We start from the raw sequence: 21,273 nt of genomic DNA on the forward strand, positions 1-21,273 counted from the left end.
TTGCGAGGAGCGCGACCGCACCGCCCGAATACGGAGGAGACCATGTCGACCCTCACCAGCACCCAGGCCGGGACCGTCGCCGTGATCGGCGCCGGGCCGGTGGGCCTGGCCGCCGCCGCGCACCTGCTCGAGCGCGGCCTCACCCCGGTCGTGCTCGAATCCGGGGACGGCCCCGGCGCGGCGATCGGCCAGTGGGGCCACATCCGGCTGTTCTCGCCGTGGCGGTACGACATCGACGCCGCCGCGCGCCGCCTGCTCGAGCCCGCCGGCTGGACCGCGCCCGATCCGGACCGCCTGCCGACCGGCGCCGAGCTGATCGACGACTACCTCGCCCCGCTCGCCAGGGCCCTCGGCGAGCACGTGCGATACGGCACCCGGGTCACCGGCGTCGCCCGGTTCGAACTCGACAAGACCACCACCGTCGACCGCGACGGCCGCCCCTACCTGCTGCGCACCGTCGACGACGAAGGCCGCCGGCAGGACGTGGTCGCCGATGCGGTCATCGACGCCTCCGGCGTGTGGGGCCGGTCGAACCCCCTCGGGGCGCACGGACTGCCCGCCGCGGGCGAAGAGGCCGGCGCGCCGTGGCTGGCCGGCCCGCTCCCCGACGTGCTCGGCAAGGACCGCGCCCGCTTCTCCGGCAAGCGGACCCTGGTCGTCGGAGCCGGGCACTCGGCCGCGAACACGCTCCTCCTCCTGGCCGAACTCGCCGAGACCGAGCCCGACACGACGGTCACCTGGGCGATCCGGGGCCGTGACGCGTCGAAGGTCTACGGCGGCGGGGCGGCCGACGCGCTCCCCGCGCGCGGCACCATCGGCACCCGCCTGAAGGCCCTGGTCGAATCCGGCGCGGTCGAACTGGTCACCGGCTTCACCATCGACGCCTTCTCCGCCGACGCCGACGGCTCGGTGGCGGTCGAGGCGAAGACCGAGGGCCGGGCGGTCGAACTCGAAGTCGATCAGATCGCCGCCGCGACCGGCTTTCGCCCCGACCTGGACCTGCTGCGCGAGATCCGGCTCGATCTCGACGCGGTGGTCGAGGCGCCGGCGAAGATCGCCCCGCTCATCGACCCGAACTTCCACTCCTGCGGCACCGTGCCCGCGCACGGCGAAGCCGACCTCGCCCACCCCGACGAGGGCTTCTACATCGCCGGGGTCAAGTCCTACGGCCGGGCCCCGACGTTCCTGCTCGCCACCGGCTACGAGCAGGTCCGCTCCATCGCCGCGGCCCTCGCGGGGGACCGCGAGGCGGCCGACCGGGTCGAACTGGACCTGCCCGAGACCGGCGTCTGCTCCTCCGAGCGAGCTCTGGACGCCACCGGCATCATCGAGGCCGAAGAAGACGCCGGCTGCTGCGGCACCGCGGCCCCGGCCGAGGAACCGGCCACGGCTCCGGCCCGCGGCCTGGCGACCGGTGTCCTCCACGGCCGCGCCGGGCGGCGTATCGAACTGCCGCAGGCGCAGTCCGGCGGCTGCTGTGGCTGACCACGGCCGGGGCCGGGCGCGAGGCTCGGAGCCTCCGCTCAGGCCTCCGGCGGCCGCCAGGTGAGAATCGGGTCGAGCCGGCGCAGCCCGGCTCTGGGCGCCACGCGAGCGGCGATGCGCAGACCGGTGTTGCGCAAGGCGATCGGTACGAAGTGCCGGGCCATGGACAGGCGCATGGTCGACAGCGAGTCCGCGGCGACCTTGGTGCAGCGCGGCAGCCGCGCCCGCGTGTAGCCGGGCAGCCCGTCGCCGTGGGCGATCTCGTGCGCGAGCACCACCGCGTCCTCGATCGCCTGGCACGCCCCTTGGCCGAGGTGGGGGACCATGGCGTGGGCCGCGTCGCCGAGGACCGCCACCCGGCCCTTGTGGAAGGCCGGCAGCGGGGTCGCCAGATGGTGGACGTCGCTGCGCAGCACCGAGCCCGGCTCGGTCGTCGCCAGCAGCTCGGGCAGCGGCTCCGGCCAGTCGCCGAAGCGGTCGAGCAGGACCTCGCGCTCGTCGTCCGCCCGCTCTCCCGCCGGAACGAGGGCGGCCGCGTACATGTACAGGGCGCGGTCGGCCAGCGGCATGGTGGCGATCGCGCCGGTCGGGCCCCAGTATTCGACGCCGCCGACCGTCATCTCGACGCGGGGGAGCAGCCACCGCCACGTCGTCTCTCCGGAGTAGACCGGGCCGGGGTGGTCGGGGAACAGCGCCGCGCGGGTCGGTGAGCGGATGCCGTCGGCCGCCACGACGAGATCGCCTTCGGCGGTTCCCGCGGTGGTGGTCACCGTGCCGCTGTCGGGATCGACGCCCTCGACCGTGACGCCCAGGTGCAGCGCCTCGGCGCCGAGGCGCTCGGCCAGCGCGGCGACGAGTCTCGCGCGCGGCACGACGACGGCGAGGTCGCCCCAGCGCTCCTCGGCGGCCCGCCGGTCGGTCTTGATCAGCCAGGTCCCGTCGTGGCTTCTGACGCCGGCCGCCGCCTCGCCGAACGCCGCCGCCTCGCGGATCCGGTCGCCGACGCCGACCACGTCGAGCGCTCGCAATCCGTTCGGGGCCACCGCCAGCCCGGCGCCGACCGCCTCCAGAGCGGGGGCGCGCTCATAGACCGCCACGCTCCATCCCTTGGCGCGCAGCGCCAGTGCGGCCGTCAAGCCGCCGATGCCCCCTCCGACCACCACCGCGTGTCCCATGAATGCTCCAATTCACTACACCCGTAGTAAGACTACAAGTGTAGTATGCCAGGGTGATGAGTCCACGCGCCAGACATGTGGCCGACGCCGCACTCGACCTGCTCGCCGAACGCGGCATGCGCGGCCTGACCCACCGCGCCGTCGACGAGATCGCGGGGCTGCCGCTCGGGTCGACCTCGAACGTCGCCCGCTCGCGCGTGGCGCTGCTGGAGCTCGCGTTGACGCGCCTGGAGGCGATCGAGACCGAACGGTTCACCTCCGCGGGCCCGTTCCCCGAGGACCCGGACGCCTTGGCCGCTCTGCTGGCGGCGGCGCTGACCGACCTGATCGGCCGGCACCGCTCACTGAGCCTGGCCCGCTACGAGATGGCCCTGGAGGCGAACCGCCAGCCGGCGCTGCGGCGCCGTTACGACCAGCTGGGGAGGCGCCCGCGCGAGCTCGCGACCGCGGCGATGGCGGCGGCCGGATCACCGGACCCGCCGCGGCACGGGCGCACCCTCCTCGCCTTCGTCGAGGGCCTCACCTTCGACGCCCTCGCCGGGGCGGGGGACGCCCCCTCGGCCGAGGAACTGCACAGCGCTCTCCGGGGCCTCCTCCGCGGCATGCTCGGCCGGTGACGGTCCGCGATCACCTGGCGTCCTCCGGTGGCGAGGCGGTGCATCGGCGGACGACGCGCCTGGTATCGCGGGTGATGCGGGCGAAGCCTCGGTCCCGAAAACACCCGATTTGCGGGCGAGTTCTATGGTTGCTCAACGCAAGCACTGAACACTTCTCACACCCGAGCTTGGGAGAACGATGAGCGAATACGACGACCCCATGGCCGAAGACGACTTCACCACGGACGAGTTCGAGACCGACGGCACGTACACCGACGACACCACGTCCTCCACGGACGACATGTACACCGACGACACGGCCTCGGACGACGTCTACTCCGCCGTCGCCGACACCGACATCGACGGCGACGGGGTGAACGAGTCGGTCTCCTACGACACCGACGGCGACGGCATCACCGACACCATCGAGTCCGACATGGACGGCGACGGTTGGATCGACCAGGCCGTGAGCGACACCGACGGGGACGGCTACTACGAGACCGGCGTCTTCGACACCGACGGCGACACGTACCTCGACACGGTCGCGAGCGACACCGACGCCGACGGCTACGCCGACACCGTCGAGTCCGACACCGACGGCGACGGCTACATCGACTCGGTCGCCTCGGACTCCGACGGCGACGGCACCTACGACTCCGTCGAGTCGATCTAGTCCGTGCGCACGGCGACCGGGTAGCGGGCTGCGAGCTCGCCCGGCGCGAGCCGATCGACGAAGCGGCGCCGCACCGAAGCGCCGCGGGCGGCCGGCGGGGTCACCGCCGGCCGCCCGCCCGTCTGCCGAAGGAGGAGGCCGTCACCCGATGACGAACACCGCCACCGCCGCGCTGGCCGCCGCCGCGGTGAAGTACAGCGCGGCGATCGGCCGGCTCGCCGCGACCTCGCCCGTGCCGTAGCCGCTCGCGAACTGCTCCAGCCGGTCCCGTTGCCGGTCCTTGAGTCCGAGCCCCGCTGCGAGCACGCCGAGCGTGGGCAGGGCGTAGACGACGGCATAGCCCGCGAGGAGGGAGAGGTTCTGCGCGGTGCCGAGCGGGGCGTCGACGAGTCGGCTCACCGCGAAGAACAGCGGGAAGGCGCTCGGCAGGTCCGATGCCGTCGTCAAGACCCCCAGTCCGACAGCGCTCCACGGGTTCACCCAGGCGGGCAGCCGCACCGCCGACCGCCTCGGACGTGTCCGCAGGCGGCGCCGGCCGAGCCAGGCGAGGAACAGGGCCAACGCCGCGAAGATGGCCCGGCGGGCCCACATCGTGAACTCCGCCAGCGCGTCCTCGGCCGCCGCGGCACCGAGCAGCAACGCCGCCGCCACCAGGTAGAAGGCCAGCACCGCTCCGGCCAGATAGGACCACCCGGTCGCCGCCGGCCGCCGAGCGGTCAGCACGATCACGGCCACCGCCAGCATGGTCGAGGTGTTCAGCGAGTCCAGGACCGCCAGTCCCGCCAGGCTCGCCAGCAATCCGAAATCCACGCCGCCACTCCAATCCGCCGAGTCCGGCAAGACTACGCACCCGCGCGGCCGGGCCGAACGGGAACGGACGCTCGGGATTTCACGCGGTGATCGTCCGCCGCGGGCGCGGCGGCAGAGGAAGCGCTGCGGTCAGCGGCCCTGCCGCGGCGTCGCCGTGCGCCGCTGAGCCGGACGCGTGTCCTTCCAGTCCCGTCGGCGCCGCCACCACGCCTCCACAAGGTCGATGACGGCGCTCCGGCGCTCGCGGTCGAGCACTCGCTCGAAGTGGACGTTGAAGTGCGCCAAGGCCGGGAGATCGCCGTCGAGGCGGTAGACGGTCGCGATGAACCGGCCCCGCTCCTCGCCGACGAGCTCGTAGACCGACACCACCTTCGAAACGCCTTGTCTGCCGGTCTCCTGGACGCCGTCGGGGATGGTCACCCGCACCGCCAGACCGTCGATCTCGAAATTCCGGTACCGCTCGTACGGCTCGACGGCATCGAGGCCGAGCACGTCGTTCGCGGAGTCGGTCATGGGCTGGTCCTTGTCGTCTGCTGCCGGAAGCTGCCCGAGCGGGCCGAACCACCAAGGGGCGAGAGCACTCTCGCGACGATGACGGCCCGTTCGCAAGGCCAGTATTCCACAGGCCGCCGCCGTCGACTTCGCAGGTCAAGGCCGGTCAATGCAAACTGCATGAACAGATGCAGACCCCATGGCATCCCCTGTCACCGAGACGCGGGTACCCGGCACCGGCCGGACGGCGACGGCCGAATGATGGCCCCGGAACCCCCACGGAGGGGCTCGGCTGCGTTCCGTTCGCAGGCGAAGTTCTCTGATGTGCCTGCTGCGCTTCATGTTCCACATGGGTCTGTATGGTTCTCCTGTGTCCTGACGGACTGATCCGGCAGGCTCGCGGTGTGACCAAGGTCGTACGATGTGCCCAACGTTCCTTCAACGAAGAGGCTGAGCCGATGACTGAGAACGACGGGGCCACGCCCGACGAAAAAGCCGACTTCGCATCCGACTTCGACATCAGCAAACCCACGATCGCGCGCGTCTACGACGCGCTGCTCGGCGGCAAGGACAACTTCGCGGCCGACCGAGCGGGCGCCGACGCCTACGTCAAGCACGTGCCGAACGCCGGCGACTGCGCCAAGGAGAACCGCCAGGCCCTGGTCAAGGGCGTGAAGTACATGGCGAGCAAGGGGATCGACCAGTTCCTGGACATCGGGGCGGGACTGCCGACGATGGAGAACACCCACCAGGCCGCGCAGTCGATCAACCCGGGCGCGAAGGTCGTCTACGTCGACAACGACCCGATCGTGCTGGCGCACGGCCGGGCCCTGCTGGCCGACGACCACTCGACCACGGTCGTCACAGCCGACCTGCGCGACCCGCAGAGCATCCTCGACCACCCCGACGTGAAGGACATGCTGGACTTCACCCGGCCGATCGGATTGATGGTCGTGGGCCTGCACATGCACTTCCACGACGACGAAGAGCCCGACGAGTGGGTCCGCGTCCTGCTGGACGCCTGCCCGTCCGGCTCGTACCTGTTCATCACCGACTTCGTGGACACCGGCGAACCCCTCCAGAAGGGCATGGAGCAGGCCGGCCTGGAGAGCCTCGGCAACGGCTGGATCCGCACCCCCGAACGCATCGAGGAGCACTTCCTGGGCCTGCCGCTGGAGCCGCCCGGACTGGACTTCCTGGCCCGCTGGTTCCCCGGCGAGCCCGACCGCGAGGTGCCGACGGCGGCGGATCTCGAGCCGTACCAGCGCATCCTCATGGCCGGCGTGGCCCGCAAGCCGTGAGAACACGGGCCGAGGGCGCGTGGCCGCGGCCCGGTTCCCGGCCGCGACCGGAATGAGCGCGACCCCAGGGGCCTCGCAGCCCCTGGTGAAGGGCGGCCCGGCCGCCGCCCGGTTATGCTGGAAGCTCCATACCATGGAAGCCCCCGTCAGGGGAGAAGCCCCGGCCTCGAGCCGGGGCTTCAACGTGTCAGCCGGGAACGCCCTTGGAGGACCGCCTCATGACCCGGACCGTGATCGTCGACGTCGACGGCACCGTGGCCCTGCGCAACGGCCGCGGCCCGTTCGACTACCACCTGGTCGAGACCGATCTGCCCAACACCCCCGTCATCGCCGTCGTCGAAGCCCTCGCGCAGGCGGGCCACGAGATCGTGTTCCTCTCCGGCCGAGAGAACGTGGACTACGCCGACGTCCCCGAGCGCACCCGGCACGGCCTGAGCGGCACCTGCCGCGACGCCACGCTCCGGTGGCTCCGCGAGCATCTCGCCGTCCCCGAGTTCGAGCTGTACATGCGCGAGAGCGGCGACCACCGCAAGGACTACAGGATCAAGCGCGAGATCTACGACGCTCACCTGGCCGGCCGGGACATCCTCTGCGCCATCGACGACCGCGACCAGGCCGTGCGGCTGTGGAGGGAGAGCCTCGGTCTGACCTGCCTCCAAGTCGCCTACGGCGACTTCTAGGGGCTGTTCACAGACCCCGACGGGCGCTGTCCGGCCCCACCCCGCCTGCTGTCGATCGGGGTGGGACGAGCGGAGCCGCGCCGCTACGGCACCGCCGCCGAACACGAGCGCCTGCACGGACTCGACGCCGACGGCATCGCCGCCCGCCTGCGGCGGTTCCTGGATCCGAGCCGACGGATGGCGGCCGGACAGGCCGGCTCCGCGAATCGAGTGCGGCCTTCCGAGGCGATCAGACCGACAAGCCGTTGGGCGGGAGCAGCGTGGTCTGGATGAGCTGTTCGCCGTCTTTGCGCCGCACCAGGGTGCCGCGGCCGGCCGGCTGCGGGCTCGGGCGCAGCTTGCCGAAGATCTGGCCCTCCTCCTTGCGGCCGCTCATCAGCAGGCCCGGGGATTCGAGCTGCTTGATCTGCCCCATGATCGGATCCATCATCGACCGCCCGGCGCCGGCGCAGCGGCGGGCGATGATGACATGGAAGCCGATGTCCATGCCGTGCGGGATCAGCCCGGCCAGGAGCGTCATCGGGTTGGTCCTGGTCGCCACCATCTCGTAGTCGTCGACGATGAGGTACAGCTCCGGTCCGGTCCACCACGAGCGATCACGGAGCTGCGCCGGGCTGACGTCGCCCCCGGGCAGCCGCTTCTCCATCGGTCCCCTGAGGTTCTTGCACGAGGCCTCGAACTGCTTGCCCGACATGGCGTAATCCAGCAGCATCGGCTCGCTCACTTCCTCGAGCATGCCGCGCCGGTAGTCGGCGAGGATGATCTTGGCCTCTCGGTCCGTGTGGTGCGCTTGGATCTGGCGGACGATGTGCCGCAGCAGGTTCGTCTTGCCGCACTCCGAGTCGCCGAGGACCAGCAGGTGCGGCTCGGCCNCGTTCGACTTGCATGTGTGAAGCACGCCGCCAGCGTTCGTCCTGAGCCAGGATCAAACTCTCCAACCAAAACCAAACACACCAACACCCGAAACCGAGCATCAGCGCGAAGCAATGTGCCGAAGCATGCCCTGACCGATCATCCGAGACCCACCAGTTCAGCAAACCAGTACGCCCCAAGGAAAAGACAGTCAAAAACAGTACCAACCATGAACCCCGAAAGATCCACAGCCAGCCCACACGCTGACCATCCAAACACCCTGTTGAGTTCTCAAACAACACGCCACAACTGAGTCTTACACTTTCGTGATTGGCCTCAGCCGGAGCAACCTCTCAACTCTAGCAGTCTCTGATCCTTGTGCAAGTTCCAGGCTGATTAACCTGTGTCACACCTGATCGAGCCTCTTGTGAGCCTTTGAGATCCCCGCGAATCAGCTTCCGGACCGCGCCGACACTCTTCAGAGTTTGTCGCTGGTCTCCGGCGGCTTCCGGATCGGCCTTCTCGGCTGTTCCGTTCCCCCGCGGGCAGAAACAAATATACACGGGCTCGATGGGCCTGAATCAGGGGGTCCCCCTTCGGGGCGAATACCCTTCTGAACTGGGACGACAATCGCGCAGACCGCGGGGTTCGGAATACGGACGACTCGGCCGGACCGCAAACCGCGCCGTCGCCTCCACCGCAGGTCCGCGCCGGCTCGCCGAACGCTCTCCGAATAGAAGCCGCTCAAGAAGCGATGTGCTCCACGCCATTCACTCGAACGGAGGGGAATGGACCTTATGCGTAAGGGCCCGACTACACAACCAGTGCTCTGCCGCCGCGACCCATTCCCGGATACGCGAAACCGGGGACCGCCTTTCGGCGATCCCCGGTTCCTCAAGTTCTGAGCGCGGGCTCTACGACTCGCTCGGGACGATGTTCACGAGCTTGCGGCCACGCTTGCTGGAGAACAGCACCTCGCCCTCGGCGAGCGCGAACAGCGTGTCGTCGCCGCCGCGGCCCACCAGGTCGCCCGGGTGGTACTTGGTGCCGCGCTGCCGGATGAGGATCTCGCCGGCGCTGACGTGCTGACCCCCGAAGCGCTTCACACCGAGGCGCTTGGAGTTGGAGTCGCGCCCGTTACGGGAGCTGGATGCACCCTTCTTGTGTGCCATCGGTCAACCCCTTACTTCTCGATCCCGGTGACCTTGACGCGGGTCAGCGGCTGACGGTGCCCCTGGCGCTTGTGGTAGCCGGTCTTGTTCTTGTACTTGTGGATCTTGATCTTCGGGCCCTTGGTGTGCTCGAGAAGTTCACCGCTCACCGTGACGCCGGAGGCGTCGGTGACCACAGTGCCTTCGTCGACGAGCATTACCGCAGGCAGCGTAAGCGTGTCGCCGGGCTCGCCCTGAAGCTTCTCGACTTCGAGGACGTCGCCCTCGGCGACCTTGTACTGCTTTCCGCCAGTCTTGACGATTGCGTACATGTCGACGCTGGTCTCCTTGGGTCCTCCCCGGTGCGGGGAACAAGTTCCCCGCAGGGGAACGGTGTCTGTCAAACAATTGCGGTGTCTCACACCCACCACCGCTCCGCTCCGTGAGCGTCGCCGTGGCCGGCCCGCCGATCGAGCTCCGGCTCGCCTCCGCGGAAGGCGGGCGGTGCCGTGTGCTCGGCCTTCGGGCTCTCGATGAACCCGTCCCCGTCTGCGCGGGGCGCGGGCTCCCTCCGCCGGGACGGGGAGGAAAAGCTGAAGGCTCTATGCAGGCCGCTCACTAGCGTACGTCATGTACGCGCTGGTTCGGGCATTGGGATCAGGCCGACGCCGCGAACGTCACAGTCCGCGGCGTCCGCCGGTGTTCAGTCCGAGTCGTTCCCGGTCTCGTCCGATTCCTCGTCCTGCTCGCTCAGCGAGGCCGCGATCTTCGCGGTCTGCTCAGCGGCCGACTTGGGTTCGGCCTGCTCGGCCTTCTTGTCGGACTGCTTGGAGCCGGACTTGGCGCGCTCGCGCTTCTTCTTGCCGCCGCCGTTGCCGTTCCCGGACGAGGAGCCGCCGCCCCGCTTCTTGGCGGGGGCGGTGCCGAGGATCTCGTCGGTGTGGATGAGCACGCCGCGGCCCTTGCAGTGGTCGCACGGCTCCGAGAACGCCTCGATGAGGCCCTGGCCGACGCGCTTGCGCGTCATCTGGACCAGCCCGAGGGAGGTCACCTCGGTGACCTGGTGCTTGGTGCGGTCGCGGCCCAGGCATTCGGTGAGGCGGCGCAGCACCAGGTCGCGGTTCGACTCGAGCACCATGTCGATGAAGTCGATGACGACGATGCCGCCGACGTCGCGCAGCCGCAGCTGCCGGACGATCTCCTCGGCCGCTTCGAGGTTGTTGCGGGTGACGGTCTCCTCGAGGTTGCCGCCCTCGCCGGTGAACCGGCCGGTGTTGACGTCGATGACGGTCATCGCCTCGGTCCGGTCGATGACCAGCGAGCCGCCCGAGGGCAGGTAGACCTTGCGGTCGAGGGCCTTGAGCAGCTGCTCGTCGACGCGCTTCTCGGCGAAGACGTCCTTGGTGCCGGTGTGGCGCTTCAGGCGCGGCAGCAGCTCCGGCGAGACCGATTCGAGGTACTTGTGGATCTCGTCGTAGGCATCCTCGCCTTCGACCAGGAGCTCCTTGAAGTCCTCGTTGAAGACGTCACGGACGACGCGGATGAGCACGTCGGGCTCGGAGTGGAGCACGGAGGGGGCGTTGCCCTTCTTGGCCTTGGCCTGGATCTCCTCCCACTCGATCTGGAGGCGGGAGATGTCGCGGGCGAGGTCTTCGGGGCCGGCGCCTTCGGCGGCGGTGCGGACGATGACGCCGGCGCTCTCGGGCACGAGCTTCTTCAGCGCGGCGCGCAGCCGGGTGCGCTCGCGGTCGGGGAGTTTGCGGGAGATCCCGGAGGCGTTGCCGCCGGGCACGTAGACGAGGTGGCGGCCGGACAGGGCGACGTGGCTGGTCAGGCGGGCGCCCTTGTGGCCGACGGGGTCCTTGGTGACCTGGACGAGGACGGAGTCGCCGGGTTTGAGGGCCTGCTCGATGGAGCGGGCCTTGCCGGCCAGGCCGGTGGCGTCCCAGTTGACCTCGCCGGCGTAGAGCACGGCGTTGCGGCCGCGTCCGATGTCGACGAAGGCGGCCTCCATGCTCGGGAGGACGTTCTGGACTTTGCCGAGGTAGACGTTGCCGACCAGGCCTTGGGCACCGGATTTGGAGACGTAGTGCTCGGCGAGGATGTCGTCTTCGAGGACGGCGGCCTGGGCGCGGCCGCCGCGGACGCGGACGACCATCTGGCGTTCGACCGCTTCGCGTCGGGCGAGGAACTCGGCCTCGCTGACGACCTGGACGCGGTTGCGTCCGCCTTTGCGGCCGTCGCGGCGGCGCTGGCGCTTCGCCTCGAGGCGGGTGGAGCCGGAGACGCCGCGGACGTCGTCGTTCGAGCTCTTCTTGGGGGTGCGGACTTTGACGACGACTTCGGCGTCGCCGTCGTCGTGCTTGCTCCGGTCGGAGTCCTCGGATCCGGCGCGCTTGCGGCGGCGGCGACGGCGGCGGGTGACCTCGGGGCTGTCGCCCGAGCCGTTGTCGTCCTCGGCCTCGGCCGAGGTCTCCTCGCCTTCGTCGGCATCGTCGTCGTCGATGTCGGAGGCGCTGTCGCCGCCCTTGCCGCGGCCGCGGCCGCGGCGTCCGCGCCGGCCTCTGCGGCGGCGGCGCTCCTCGGCGGTCTCGTCGTCGAGGTCGTCGTCGAAGTCGTCGGCGAGGTCCTCGTCGTGCTGGGGTTCGGGCTCTTTGGGCTGGGCCTTGGTCTTCGAGGTCTGCTTCTGCTGACCCTTCTTGGCCTGGCTCTTCTTCTGGGTCCGTCTGGGTTCGGCCGGCTCGTCGTCGCGGTCGTCCCGGCGGTCGGTCTTCTCGACCTTGGGCGGGGGGGCGAACATCGGAACCGCCTGGGGAGCGGCCGCCCGCGAGCGGGGACGCTCGGTCTTGGGCGGGGCTTCCGCGGGTTCGTCGTTCTTGGGTTTCTGCGGCGCCATGAAGGTGACCGTGGCAGCGGGCACCTGTTCGCGCGGCTCGTTCTCGCGCATGCGAATAAATCTCCATTCCAGCCGCCGCCCGGGCGCGTGACGCTGTGTGCGTCCGCTGCCGCACGGGCGCGGCATCAGTAGTGCGGTCTTCACGCCTCGGAGACGCCGAAAAACCGTCCGGCGGCTCGGCGTTCCGGGCCGTTCGGACCGCACCGAAAGCCTCAACTCGTGCCGAGGAAACACCTCTGCCTCGGCCGAGCGCCGTCCACATCCGTCGCCGTGAGCAGCGCGGACAGGACCTGTGCGGTCGCACCGTCGTCTATATGTGCGGTACGACAAGGTCGAGTATCGCACACTCTGCGTCATTCGCCGAGCCGGACGGCCGCCCGGTGCCCCGTCTCTCACTTGAGGCCTCGTCGGCGCGCCTGGCTGCGGTCACGTTCGGGTGAGATCACCCGACTATGCGTGTTTGGCACGATCGGGCCATGGTAGGCGTCCGATGTACTCGATAGGCTGGCCCCATTTGGCCCGTGAGGCCCGATCGGGCCCGCGGCGCGCAACCGACGCACGGAGGTCACGGACATCGCAGTGCAGGTCATCGACTCCGATGAGTCCGAGAAACCCCAGGGTGACCGCAAACCCGACACCTACCAGGGGCGGCATCGCGGTGCCGACAGGCTGCGCCAGCTCGTCGGCGCCGGCGGCGTCCTCGCCGCGGTCGTGCTCCTCCTGGCGGGCGGCGGGACGGTGCTGTTCTGGGTGAGCGGCTTCGGCGACACCGAGCCGAACGTCGATGCCGGCGGGATCGGCGATCTGTGCGAGTTGTTCGTCGACGAGGAGCTGCTGACGCCGTGGGCGGACGTGGAGCAGGCGCGTGAGGCCTCGGACCGGAGCGAGGACCGGGTGCGCACCTTCGACTGCGCCTATTCGGCCGAGCACACCGGCAACGACGCGTACCGGCTGGTCACGTTCTTCGCGACGGTGCAGGTGTACGAGACGGTCGACGACGCCAGCGCAGCCCACGCGGGAGTGCTCGAGTTCGAGGCCGCCGAGGGGCACGAGACCTCGCCGGTGAACGGGGTGGGCGAGGAGGCCGCGGTGGCCGTCGTCGAGGGCGGCGAGGAGGCCGAGCTGCGCCTGCACGCGCAGGAGGCCAATGCGACGGTGAGCGTCAACTCGTTCCTGACGGGCGTGCCGCCAGGGGACGGCGATCAGCGTCAACTGGCGGTGGATCTGGCTTCGGGGCTCATCGACGCGCTCCCCCGGGACGGGAATTGACCGGCCCACCTTTAAGCTGGCCGAGACTGCCCCGGCGTCAAGTCGACACGCCGAAACCACTCGCGGAGGATATTGTGAGCGCCACACCACCCTTTGGCCCGGCTTATGACCAGTCGCCCGACGACGGTGCTCGGGACGGCTCGCGCCAGTGGCAGCAGCAGCCGGGCGGTCCGCGTGCGGCGCAGGGTGGTCGCGGTCAGGTGCCCGGCGAGCCGGCCCCGGAGGGGCGGCGTCCGCAGGCGGGCAGGCCGCAGGCGGGGCGGGGCAGGCAGATGCCCGCCGCGGGCGGAAGGCCGCAGGCCGGTGGCCCGGCGGCCGGTGGCCCGGTGGCGGGCGGACCGCAGGACGGGCGCGGCCAGGCCCGCCCGCAGCAGTCGCCGTACACCTCACCGCAGAGCCCCGGCCGCGCGCAGCCGCCGCAGTCGTCGCCGCCTCGTTCGCAGCAGCCCGCGCAGCCGTACGGACGCCAGGACACACCGAGCCACGGCACGCAGTCGCCGCAGCGGCCCGCCCCGGCCGAGGAGGCGCGCGCCCCCGAGCCGTTCGAGGAGGCGGCGTTCGCCGACGAGCGGGGCGGCACGTGGGGCGACGAGGGCACGACCGCGATCGGCAAGCTCGGCTACGTCCCCAAGGAGACGCGCAGGCGCTCGGACTTCCAGAAGAAGCGCAGCCGCGCCCGCAAGTCGAGCCCGATCCCGAAGATCATCGCGGCCGTCGTCGTGCTGGGCCTGCTGGGCGGGGCCGGCTGGTGGTGGTTCAACCGCGACGACTCCGGCAGCGAGACGCAGGACGCCGCCCCGGGTCTGACCTACGGGCAGAGCGAGGACCCGTGCTCGCTGGCCGATGCCGCGCCGCTCGAGGAGTACATCGGGGACGTGGAGGCGGAGACGACCGCCGAAGCCGAGCAGAGGAACAGCGGCTGGGAGCAGCTGTGCGTGCTCACGTACGGGGCCGCCGACAGCTCCGTGGCGCTGCTGGAGTTCGAGGCCGTCTCGTTCGAGACGGACGCGAGGGCGTCGGTGAACTTCGAGCTCGAGGCGGGCCAGCTCGCCGAGCTCACCGACTCGTGGACGCAGGTGGACCCCGCGCCCGAGGTCGGCGACCAGGCGGCGGCGGTGGCGGCCGTCGTCGACGAGGGCACCTCGAACTACCACCTGCACGTCCAGGACGACAACGTCTACATGGTGGTGCGCCTGGCCCTGGTCGGCTCGGGTCTGGACCAGCAGGGCATGACGGATCTGAGCGTGCAGCTGGCGGACTCGTACCTGGCGGCGTGGCGGGACGCCTCCTGACCTGAACACGACGAAGGCGGGCGGAGCTTCAGTGGCTCCGCCCGCCTTCGCGTCAGCTCAGTACGTGCGCATGGGGGCGCCGAACATCTGCGCCTCGATGGAGGTCGGGGCGCACCACAGGTACTTCTCCTTCTGGCCCTTGCGGAGCATGGCGATCATGTCGTCGTGCAGCATCTGGAGCCATTGCAGGACTTCCTGGTTGACTCGGATGCTCGACCGCGCGATCTGGGCCTCCTCGGCGGTGAGCCGCTGGAGGACCGTCATGTGGGCCTCCGAGGTGAGGTTGTCGGCGAAGTTGGTCAGGCGCGGCAGCACGGTCAGCTGGGTGCGCCAGGGGCCGAGGACCGGCTTGGTCTGGGAGCCGCGCTCGCCGACGTCGTAGACGTACAGCGCCGGGGAGTGCTGGCTGGCCTCGACGGTGACCGGCTGGTCGCCGTGGAGGACGGCGAGGCGGTCGTTGCGGTTGGTGGCCGATTCGCCCAGGCCGTTCCACTCCTGCGGGCGGGTGGTGCACACCGCGACGCGGGTGCCGAGCGCGAGGGCCCGGAAGACCAGCAGCCGCGCGAGGTAGACGCCGCCGATGAGGTTGATGCGGGTCTCCTCGGGGCGGAAGAACGGCGCGACGACCGGGACCTGCTCGGCGTCGCGGCCGATGACGAGCCCGGCGGGCGGGCTGGCGGAGGTCATGAGCTCCAGGGCCCGCGCGGTGGGGATCTGCGGCATGGAGCGCAGCGGCTCGATGGCCTTGCCCGCGTCCGAGGCGGTCTCGACGGCGCGGTCGGTGACCGGCAGGCCGTAGACGGTGCCTTCGGTGGGGCCCGCGGAGACCTGGGAGACGCCGAACAGGCCCGCCGAGGTGGGCATGGAGCTGACCGGGCCGCCGCTCACGCTCATGGGGGCGGCGCCGGAGTAGGGCACGCCCGAGTACGGCTGGGCCGAGGCGGGCTGGCTCGAGAACGGCTGCCCGGAGACCGGCTGCCCCGACACGGGCTGACCGGAGACCGGCTGGACCGACACCGGGGAGACGCTGGAGACCGACGGGCCGGAGACGGGCGCGGCCGAGACCGGCGCGGAGGGCGGCTGCGACGTCGTCGGCGGCTGGGAGCTCGTCGGCGGGGCCGGAGGCTGCGCGGGCGGCTGGGCCCGAGGCGGCGAGGCGGGCGCCGCCGGGCGCTGGGCCGCGGGCGGCGCGGCGGGCGGCCTGGCCGCGGGCGGCTGCGACGGCGTGGGCTGCTGGCTCGCCGGGGGCTGCGGGGGCCTCGGCGGCGAGGCCGGCTGCTGGGCGGTCTGCGGCGGACGGGGCGGCTGCGGCGCGGCGCCCCCGCGGGCCGGAGAGGCCGGCGGCTGCCCTTGGCGCGCCGGGGAGGCGGGCTGAGCCTGGGGGCGGGCGCCCGGGCCGTACGTCTGCGGTGCGGCGGGCGGGCGCGGCGTCTGCTGCTGCTGGGAGGCGGGCGGCTGGGCGGCCTGGCCGCCGGTGTTCGGGGCGCCGCGGCGGGCGACCTTGAGCGTGCCGTTGGCGTCGTCGTCGACCGAGGGCGGGGACTGCGACTCGCGCTGCTCCTCGTCCTCGTCCTCACCGTGGTGGCGCCCACCCCGGTAGCCGCCGCCCTGGTAGGTGCCGCCCTGGTAGGTGCCGCCGCCGTAGACGTTGCCTCGGTCGCTCATCGGGGACCTCCTCCGGTCGGGGCGGACGCGTACGCGGCCGGGCCGTGTTCGCCGTCGAGCCGCTGCAGTCGGACGCCGAGCTGGTCGGCGACGTTGAGCATCTGGTTCTGCGCCGACTCCCACGACGCCTGGTCGAGCGCGAGCCGGACCACGGCGTCGACGGCGAGCTGGCGGCCGGTGACGCGGCCGTCGGGGTTGACCTTGCCCGAGGTGCCGGCGGTGACGACGATGGAGACGGTCACGAAGGCCGCCGGGACGCCGGACAGGGCGTCGACGGTGCGGTGGAGCGCCTGGGCGTCGCTGGGCCACTTGGTGATCCGGTAGGCGACGTGGCGCAGGCCGTCGGCGTACCAGTGGTCCCAGTCCTCGGCGGTGCGCTCGCCGGGCACCGGCGCGAAGGCGACGCCGAGGGACTGCTGGACGGCCTCGCGGACGCCTTCGGCGTCGAGGATCCGGTTTGGGACGCCGACGTTGCCGAGCAGTTTGGAGACGCGCTGTGCGGTGGAGGCGAGCGCCTTGTAGACGCCGTCGACCTCGCCGCCGCGTTCGGCGGTGGCGTCGCGGGCGTCACGGGCGCCGAGCCGGACGGCCAGCCACGCCTTGTGGTGGACGACGGCCGGGTAGTCGCCGAGCAGTTCGCGGTAGGAGCGGGCGGCGGCGCTGTTGTCGTAGGCGGCCAGGCCGACCGGGGTGGTGTGGCCGACGAGCTGGACGGCGGTGACGGGCACCGACGTCTCGTCGAAGAGCCGTTCGAGGCGCTCGATCGGGATGGCCTTGGTGACGCCGTCGGTGTTGCCGATCTCGATGGCGGTGAACCAGCCGCCGTTGTCGTGGCCGATGCCAACGTTCTCGTCGCGGTCTTCGACGCCGGTGATGCCCAGGTCGGGGGCGATGCGGTGGAGGACCTCGGTGAGCTGCTCGGGGTCGAGCGCGCGGACGCGGCGCTTGAGCCGGGAGCGCAGCGGCCAGGTCTGGTACCACCAGTAGTCGCCCTTGCGCCAGAACACGACGATCATGACGATCAGCGCGACCGCGCCGCCGGCGGCCTGCACCGGCAGCGGGAAGGCCAGGCAGGCCAGGGCTATCGCCAGGGCGATCTCGATCGCGATGAGCTGCGCCACCGTGAGCGGACCGAGCCTGCCCGAGGAGCGCGTCGTGAACACGACCGTCTCGCCGGGGGCCGGGCCGTCTTGCTGCGACTCCACCGACGCGGTGCCGCGGGCTTGCTGCTGCCCCTGCAACATCGTCATTGTGCGACGTCTCCTCGTGAAGCTGAGTGGTCGTACCTATCGTAAGCGGACGAGTCCACCCAGCGGTGACCGCCCGAGGCGTCAGGCGGGTGAACCCGCTCGTTGGCGGGCCGGCGTTAGACTGTGCGGGTGCGATTCCTCCCGCGTCTTCCTCTCTATACCGCGGTCGCCGCAGCGGCGGCGACCTGCACGGTGTTGGTGACGACGACACCGGCCGCGGCCCAGTTCGACACCCCCGAAGTTTCCGCCGAGGACCAGGCCCCCTGCTCGCCGCCCGTGGACCAGGGCGACCCGCTCACCGCCACGGCGTGGGCCACCGACTTCATCGGCATCGACGAGGCCCACCAGTACAACCGGGGGACGTTCGAGGACGGCGACCCGGTGACGATCGCCGTCATCGATTCCGGCGTGCAGGCGGACCTGGAGATCTTCGGGGACCGGGTCCTGGACGGCTTCGACCCGTGGGACCCGGACGCCAGGGGCAAGTGCGACGGCTACTTCCACGGGACCGGGGTGGCCGCCATCGCCGCGGGAGGCGCGGACGGCGATCAGTTCATCGGCGTCGCCCCCGAGGCGAACATCCTGCCGCTGCGGGCCTTCCAGGGGGACGAGGGCGGCGACATCGCCAGGAGCCAGATGGTGGCGTCGCTGATCAACGACGCGGTCGCGAACGACGCCGACGTCATCAACGTCTCGATCGCGCTGCCGCACACGCCCGAGCTCGAAGCGGCGGTGAACAACGCCATCACGAGCAACGTGGTGATCGTCGCGGCCACGGGCAACGAGAACCTGAACATGGACGACACGTCGCTCACCGGCGAAGACGCCCAATTCTTCCCGGCGAACTACCCCGACGTGATCGCGGTCGGCGCGAACAACCCCTCAGGGAACTTCTACCAGGAGACCAACTACGGCAATAACATGGACCTGCTCGCGCCGGGCCAGGAGGTGACCTTCCCCTACGCGGGCGGCGACTGGAGGAACGACTCCGGCACCAGCTACGCGGCGCCGTACGTCGCGGGGGCGGCGGCCCTGCTCAAGGGCGAGTACGGGGAGAGCGTGACGCCGCAGCAGATCGAGCAGCGGCTGCGCGACACGGCGATCCCCCCGCCGAACGACTTCAACATCTACCAGGGCTACGGCGTGCTGAACGTGGGCCGGGCCCTGGCTGACCCGATCGACGAGGAGAGCGCGGGCGAGGCCAGCGAGTCCCCTTCGCCGACGGACTTCCAGACCGGTGAGGAGCTGATCGAGGCCATCCCTGTCGGCTACGACCCGCTGGCCACCGAGAAGGCCATCGCGTGGGCGAGCGTGGGCGTGGCGGCCGCGCTGATCACGCTGGTGCTCGTCTTGCGGAAGATCATCCCGAAGGGGCGCGGGCGCGGCTGGCGCCCTGGGACCCGCAAGAGCGACGACCTCCCGGTGAAGGTCGAGGCGGACCCGACCTGAGGCCGCGGGGCGTGGACAGCAGGAAACCCGGGCGATCCCGCGATCTGCCCGGGTTTCTCTTCGCTCTGACGAGGAAGCTAGCTGGCGAAACGAGCCGCGTTGGCGGCCTCGGTCTCAGCGTAGCGGATCTTGGCGTTGTTGACGGCGGTGCCGACCTGCTCCAGGATCTCGTTGAGCTTGCCGATCGACTGGTTCCATTCCGCCCGCTGGCCCTCGTAGGCCTCCTTGTCGGAACCTTCCCAGTTGAGGGCGTCCAGCCTGCTGGCGAGCTCGGAGAGCGTGTCGTTGATGGCGCCCGACTCAGAAGCGATCTGGGCGGTGGCGGCTTCGAGCTCGCTGTAAGAGAGCTTGATGGTGCTCATGGCATGTCACCTCTTTCCTTGTTGTCGGGGAGTTTAAGAGAGTTCGGCGTCGAAGCCGGCGAAGTCGTTCTGGGAGTCCATGTCCTGCTCGACCGTCGCGGCGGCGCTCTGGTCCAGCATATCCGCGATGTTCTGGAGCGCCTCGAGCAGGTCGCTGGCCTCCTGGTCCCAGAGGAGCATGATCTCCTGGAACGCGGCGGCACCAGCACCGCCCCATGAAGCGGCGAGCGAGTCGCAGAGCGACTTGAGGCTCTGCAAAATACCGTCGACCTCGAACTTCGCGTTCATCGTGTCGATGGCGGCCTGTTCGACTGTTTCCGCTGTCATTTCAACGGCATCTGGCATCGTCACACCTCCTAGTGTTTAACCGGGGGCCGCGGCCTAGAGATCTAGAGCCGTCAGGGGTATCCCAGTGAGTTTCTCATCGATTCCGCAGTCACCATAACCCGTCCGTGCAAACTCACCGGGCTGGCGGTGCGCCTCTTAGTTTACAAGCGGTGACCACGGTCGTGTATCCCCACATCGTGCCAAGCCCCGCAAGCCGTGACGAACTGCCCTCGGCACGCTCGGCAGAGTGCGATCACTCCGCACAAGCAGGCCGCGGGCTCGCGGCCCCGGGCGCCGGTCTCAATCGGTTCGGGTCGCCTCCTTCAAGAGGCGGTGCCAGGTGAAGCGGGCGGTGTCGCGGATGGTGGCAGCGGTGCCCTCGGTTCTGGCCCGGTCCCGGTGGAGGCGGTCGGGGACGTGGAGGAGCGGCGCCGGGCCGTCGAGGCCGGTGACATGCCCGAGAAGAGTCGGGTAGCGGTCGGTGAACGTCAGGCGAAACCTCGGGCGGCCGGAGGGTTCGCCGAGCTCGGCGTCGCGGGCGACCTGGAGCGGGACGTCGTGGACTAGGGCGACGAGGTAGGCCATGCGAGTGCGGTGAGGCAGGCGGCTCGCTGCGACGGTGCCGGCCGGTGCGTCGGTCCTGGAACCAGCCGGGGCTGCCGTGCGAACCGGGGCTCTCGGGGTCGTGCGGCCTGCCGCCGATCTCGTAGATGTCTCAGGGACGGTGGCCGGAGGTGAGTGGGCTCGTAGTAGTGCTCGCCGGGGCCGAGATCACGAGCATGTCACGCGCGACGACGGCGTACCATCCTTCACCCTTACAGTCCCTTGTGCTTCGAGCTCCCCCATTCGTGCCATACCGACCAATCCAGGTCAGACTCGGTGGCGCCCGCTCGGTATGCTGGTCTCAGCACAAGGTGAGTGGCCTTGCCCGTCGAGCGTGTTGCCCGGCCTGGCCCGCGATACCCCCTGACCGAACTTCCTTGAGGTGAACGCAGATGCTTCCATACGAGGTCGCCGACAACGGCGACGGGACCTATACCGTCACGAACCAGGCAGGTACTCAAGTCGTCGTCGACGAAGAGGCCCTCCGTGACCTCACCGGCAGCCTCGGTACCATCCAGACCGACCTCGAGAGCATCCGCGACCTGGTGACCAACGGGAACCTCACCCGCATCCGCTCCATGACGTTCCACCTCATGCCGGACTTCCAGTTCGAGCAGGTCGACGCCCTGAACCTCAAGCTCGGCGGCTTCGACGACGCTGTAGAACTCCGGGACGCCTACCGGGAGAACTTCTACAAGGGCAAGGCCGACCAGGTCGAGCGCATCAACCACGGCTACGCGACCGGTGAGCAGGTCAGCCAGGACATCATGCAGAACTACCTCGATGAGGACGGCAACGTACAGGCCGACGTGAATCTGGTCGAGTCGCAGTTCACCAACAGCGACGGCATCACCGAGTCCGAAGTCGACAATGCCGATGAGATTCCGCCCGAGAGCGAAGAGCCCGGCAGCGACCCTCAACACTAAATCCGGCCTCGACATGAAC

The 21,273-nt window shown here is 70.4% G+C and carries 19 protein-coding genes and 1 pseudogene; 9 read left to right on the top strand and 11 right to left on the bottom strand.

The window, feature by feature from the left end:
* The first annotated feature begins 42 nt into the window (after positions 1-42).
* Positions 43-1,485: an FAD-dependent oxidoreductase gene (locus YWW_RS0124465; protein ID WP_026932150.1), complete on the top strand. Its 1,443-nt coding sequence runs from the start codon at positions 43-45 to the stop codon at positions 1,483-1,485.
* Positions 1,486-1,523: 38 nt separating this feature from the next.
* On the opposite strand, the gene YWW_RS0124470 is transcribed toward YWW_RS0124465, so the two are convergent.
* Positions 1,524-2,660 carry an FAD-dependent monooxygenase gene (locus YWW_RS0124470; RefSeq protein ID WP_026932151.1) on the bottom strand — a complete coding sequence of 379 codons (1,137 nt, stop codon included), beginning with the start codon at positions 2,658-2,660 and terminating at the stop codon, positions 1,524-1,526.
* Positions 2,661-2,716: 56 nt separating this feature from the next.
* On the opposite strand from YWW_RS0124470, the gene YWW_RS0124475 reads away from it, so the two are divergent.
* Positions 2,717-3,277, top strand: coding sequence for a TetR/AcrR family transcriptional regulator (locus YWW_RS0124475; RefSeq protein WP_035702460.1), 561 nt, complete (start codon positions 2,717-2,719; stop codon positions 3,275-3,277).
* A 178-nt stretch (positions 3,278-3,455) separates the two neighbouring features.
* Positions 3,456-3,929 carry a hypothetical protein gene (locus YWW_RS0124485; protein ID WP_081687741.1) on the top strand — a complete coding sequence of 158 codons (474 nt, stop codon included), beginning with the start codon at positions 3,456-3,458 and terminating at the stop codon, positions 3,927-3,929.
* A gap of 141 nt (positions 3,930-4,070) precedes the next feature.
* Here the strand turns inward: YWW_RS0124485 and YWW_RS36340 are convergent, their stop codons facing one another.
* Positions 4,071-4,739, bottom strand: coding sequence for a GAP family protein (locus YWW_RS36340; RefSeq protein WP_026932153.1), 669 nt, complete (start codon positions 4,737-4,739; stop codon positions 4,071-4,073).
* Positions 4,740-4,868: 129 nt separating this feature from the next.
* Complete coding sequence (locus YWW_RS0124495; protein WP_026932154.1) at positions 4,869-5,252, bottom strand: hypothetical protein; 384 nt, start codon at positions 5,250-5,252, stop codon at positions 4,869-4,871.
* 437 nt (positions 5,253-5,689) lie between these two features.
* On the opposite strand from YWW_RS0124495, the gene YWW_RS0124500 reads away from it, so the two are divergent.
* Together YWW_RS0124500 and YWW_RS32815 are read left to right on the top strand one after the other, a co-directional pair.
* Positions 5,690-6,532 (top strand): SAM-dependent methyltransferase, encoded by an 843-nt coding sequence (locus tag YWW_RS0124500; RefSeq protein WP_026932155.1) that lies wholly within the window; start codon positions 5,690-5,692, stop codon positions 6,530-6,532.
* Positions 6,533-6,750: 218 nt separating this feature from the next.
* A complete protein-coding gene (locus YWW_RS32815; RefSeq protein WP_051326268.1) occupies positions 6,751-7,212 on the top strand; it encodes a phosphatase domain-containing protein in 462 nt (153 codons plus the stop codon).
* Positions 7,213-8,978: 1,766 nt separating this feature from the next.
* On the opposite strand, the gene rpmA is transcribed toward YWW_RS32815, so the two are convergent.
* The 3 genes and pseudogenes from rpmA to YWW_RS32820 all read right to left on the bottom strand — a co-directional run.
* Positions 8,979-9,236, bottom strand: coding sequence for a 50S ribosomal protein L27 (gene rpmA / locus YWW_RS0124515; RefSeq protein ID WP_026932157.1), 258 nt, complete (start codon positions 9,234-9,236; stop codon positions 8,979-8,981).
* Positions 9,237-9,247: 11 nt separating this feature from the next.
* Complete coding sequence (rplU, locus tag YWW_RS0124520; RefSeq protein WP_026924852.1) at positions 9,248-9,547, bottom strand: 50S ribosomal protein L21; 300 nt, start codon at positions 9,545-9,547, stop codon at positions 9,248-9,250.
* A 371-nt stretch (positions 9,548-9,918) separates the two neighbouring features.
* Positions 9,919-12,144, bottom strand: a pseudogene (locus tag YWW_RS32820) (Rne/Rng family ribonuclease); the annotation flags it as partial.
* A gap of 546 nt (positions 12,145-12,690) precedes the next feature.
* On the opposite strand from YWW_RS32820, the gene YWW_RS0124530 reads away from it, so the two are divergent.
* Together YWW_RS0124530 and YWW_RS0124535 are read left to right on the top strand one after the other, a co-directional pair.
* Positions 12,691-13,380: a hypothetical protein gene (locus YWW_RS0124530; RefSeq protein ID WP_026932158.1), complete on the top strand. Its 690-nt coding sequence runs from the start codon at positions 12,691-12,693 to the stop codon at positions 13,378-13,380.
* Positions 13,381-13,706: 326 nt separating this feature from the next.
* Positions 13,707-14,672, top strand: a complete 966-nt coding sequence (locus YWW_RS0124535; protein WP_026932159.1) for a hypothetical protein — start codon at positions 13,707-13,709, stop codon at positions 14,670-14,672.
* A 57-nt stretch (positions 14,673-14,729) separates the two neighbouring features.
* Here the strand turns inward: YWW_RS0124535 and YWW_RS34530 are convergent, their stop codons facing one another.
* Together YWW_RS34530 and eccE are read right to left on the bottom strand one after the other, a co-directional pair.
* The gene (locus YWW_RS34530) at positions 14,730-16,337 is read right to left on the bottom strand and encodes a hypothetical protein (RefSeq protein WP_051326270.1); all 1,608 of its coding nucleotides are present in this window, start codon (positions 16,335-16,337) and stop codon (positions 14,730-14,732) included.
* Complete coding sequence (gene eccE / locus YWW_RS0124545; RefSeq protein ID WP_026932160.1) at positions 16,334-17,587, bottom strand: type VII secretion protein EccE; 1,254 nt, start codon at positions 17,585-17,587, stop codon at positions 16,334-16,336. Before eccE ends, YWW_RS34530 begins: the two co-directional genes overlap by 4 nt.
* 198 nt (positions 17,588-17,785) lie before the next feature.
* On the opposite strand from eccE, the gene YWW_RS0124550 reads away from it, so the two are divergent.
* Positions 17,786-19,036 (top strand): S8 family peptidase, encoded by a 1,251-nt coding sequence (locus YWW_RS0124550; RefSeq protein WP_026932161.1) that lies wholly within the window; start codon positions 17,786-17,788, stop codon positions 19,034-19,036.
* Between the two features lie 77 nt (positions 19,037-19,113).
* Here YWW_RS0124550 and YWW_RS0124555 read toward each other — a convergent pair whose 3' ends face one another.
* The 3 genes from YWW_RS0124555 to YWW_RS0124565 all read right to left on the bottom strand — a co-directional run bounded on the left by YWW_RS0124555 (position 19,114) and on the right by YWW_RS0124565 (position 20,310).
* Entirely contained in the window at positions 19,114-19,398 is a 285-nt protein-coding gene (locus YWW_RS0124555) for a WXG100 family type VII secretion target (protein ID WP_035702664.1), read from the bottom strand.
* 33 nt (positions 19,399-19,431) lie between these two features.
* Positions 19,432-19,743 (bottom strand): WXG100 family type VII secretion target, encoded by a 312-nt coding sequence (locus YWW_RS32830; protein WP_081687744.1) that lies wholly within the window; start codon positions 19,741-19,743, stop codon positions 19,432-19,434.
* Between the two features lie 282 nt (positions 19,744-20,025).
* Entirely contained in the window at positions 20,026-20,310 is a 285-nt protein-coding gene (locus tag YWW_RS0124565; RefSeq protein WP_026932163.1) for a hypothetical protein, read from the bottom strand.
* A 410-nt stretch (positions 20,311-20,720) separates the two neighbouring features.
* On the opposite strand from YWW_RS0124565, the gene YWW_RS0124570 reads away from it, so the two are divergent.
* Positions 20,721-21,254: a hypothetical protein gene (locus tag YWW_RS0124570; protein ID WP_026932164.1), complete on the top strand. Its 534-nt coding sequence runs from the start codon at positions 20,721-20,723 to the stop codon at positions 21,252-21,254.
* The last annotated feature ends 19 nt before the right edge of the window (positions 21,255-21,273 follow it).

Origin of the sequence: Glycomyces tenuis DSM 44171 (genome assembly GCF_000427885.1) — a bacterium.
Taxonomy (GTDB): domain Bacteria; phylum Actinomycetota; class Actinomycetes; order Mycobacteriales; family Micromonosporaceae; genus Glycomyces; species Glycomyces tenuis.

Bases quoted from the DNA above. Each gene is read 5' to 3' on its own strand.
- YWW_RS0124465 (WP_026932150.1), top strand. From the start codon at position 43: ATGTCGACCCTCACCAGCACCCAGGCCGGGACCGTCGCCGTGATCGGC.
- YWW_RS0124565 (WP_026932163.1), bottom strand. From the start codon at position 20,310: ATGGCCTACCTCGTCGCCCTAGTCCACGACGTCCCGCTCCAGGTCGCC.
- YWW_RS0124555 (WP_035702664.1), bottom strand. From the start codon at position 19,398: ATGAGCACCATCAAGCTCTCTTACAGCGAGCTCGAAGCCGCCACCGCC.
- YWW_RS32830 (WP_081687744.1), bottom strand. From the start codon at position 19,743: ATGCCAGATGCCGTTGAAATGACAGCGGAAACAGTCGAACAGGCCGCC.
- YWW_RS34530 (WP_051326270.1), bottom strand. From the start codon at position 16,337: ATGAGCGACCGAGGCAACGTCTACGGCGGCGGCACCTACCAGGGCGGC.
- YWW_RS0124470 (WP_026932151.1), bottom strand. From the start codon at position 2,660: ATGGGACACGCGGTGGTGGTCGGAGGGGGCATCGGCGGCTTGACGGCC.
- YWW_RS0124495 (WP_026932154.1), bottom strand. From the start codon at position 5,252: ATGACCGACTCCGCGAACGACGTGCTCGGCCTCGATGCCGTCGAGCCG.
- rplU (WP_026924852.1), bottom strand. From the start codon at position 9,547: ATGTACGCAATCGTCAAGACTGGCGGAAAGCAGTACAAGGTCGCCGAG.
- YWW_RS0124485 (WP_081687741.1), top strand. From the start codon at position 3,456: ATGAGCGAATACGACGACCCCATGGCCGAAGACGACTTCACCACGGAC.
- rpmA (WP_026932157.1), bottom strand. From the start codon at position 9,236: ATGGCACACAAGAAGGGTGCATCCAGCTCCCGTAACGGGCGCGACTCC.
- eccE (WP_026932160.1), bottom strand. From the start codon at position 17,587: ATGACGATGTTGCAGGGGCAGCAGCAAGCCCGCGGCACCGCGTCGGTG.
- YWW_RS0124500 (WP_026932155.1), top strand. From the start codon at position 5,690: ATGACTGAGAACGACGGGGCCACGCCCGACGAAAAAGCCGACTTCGCA.
- YWW_RS0124570 (WP_026932164.1), top strand. From the start codon at position 20,721: ATGCTTCCATACGAGGTCGCCGACAACGGCGACGGGACCTATACCGTC.
- YWW_RS32815 (WP_051326268.1), top strand. From the start codon at position 6,751: ATGACCCGGACCGTGATCGTCGACGTCGACGGCACCGTGGCCCTGCGC.
- YWW_RS0124475 (WP_035702460.1), top strand. From the start codon at position 2,717: ATGAGTCCACGCGCCAGACATGTGGCCGACGCCGCACTCGACCTGCTC.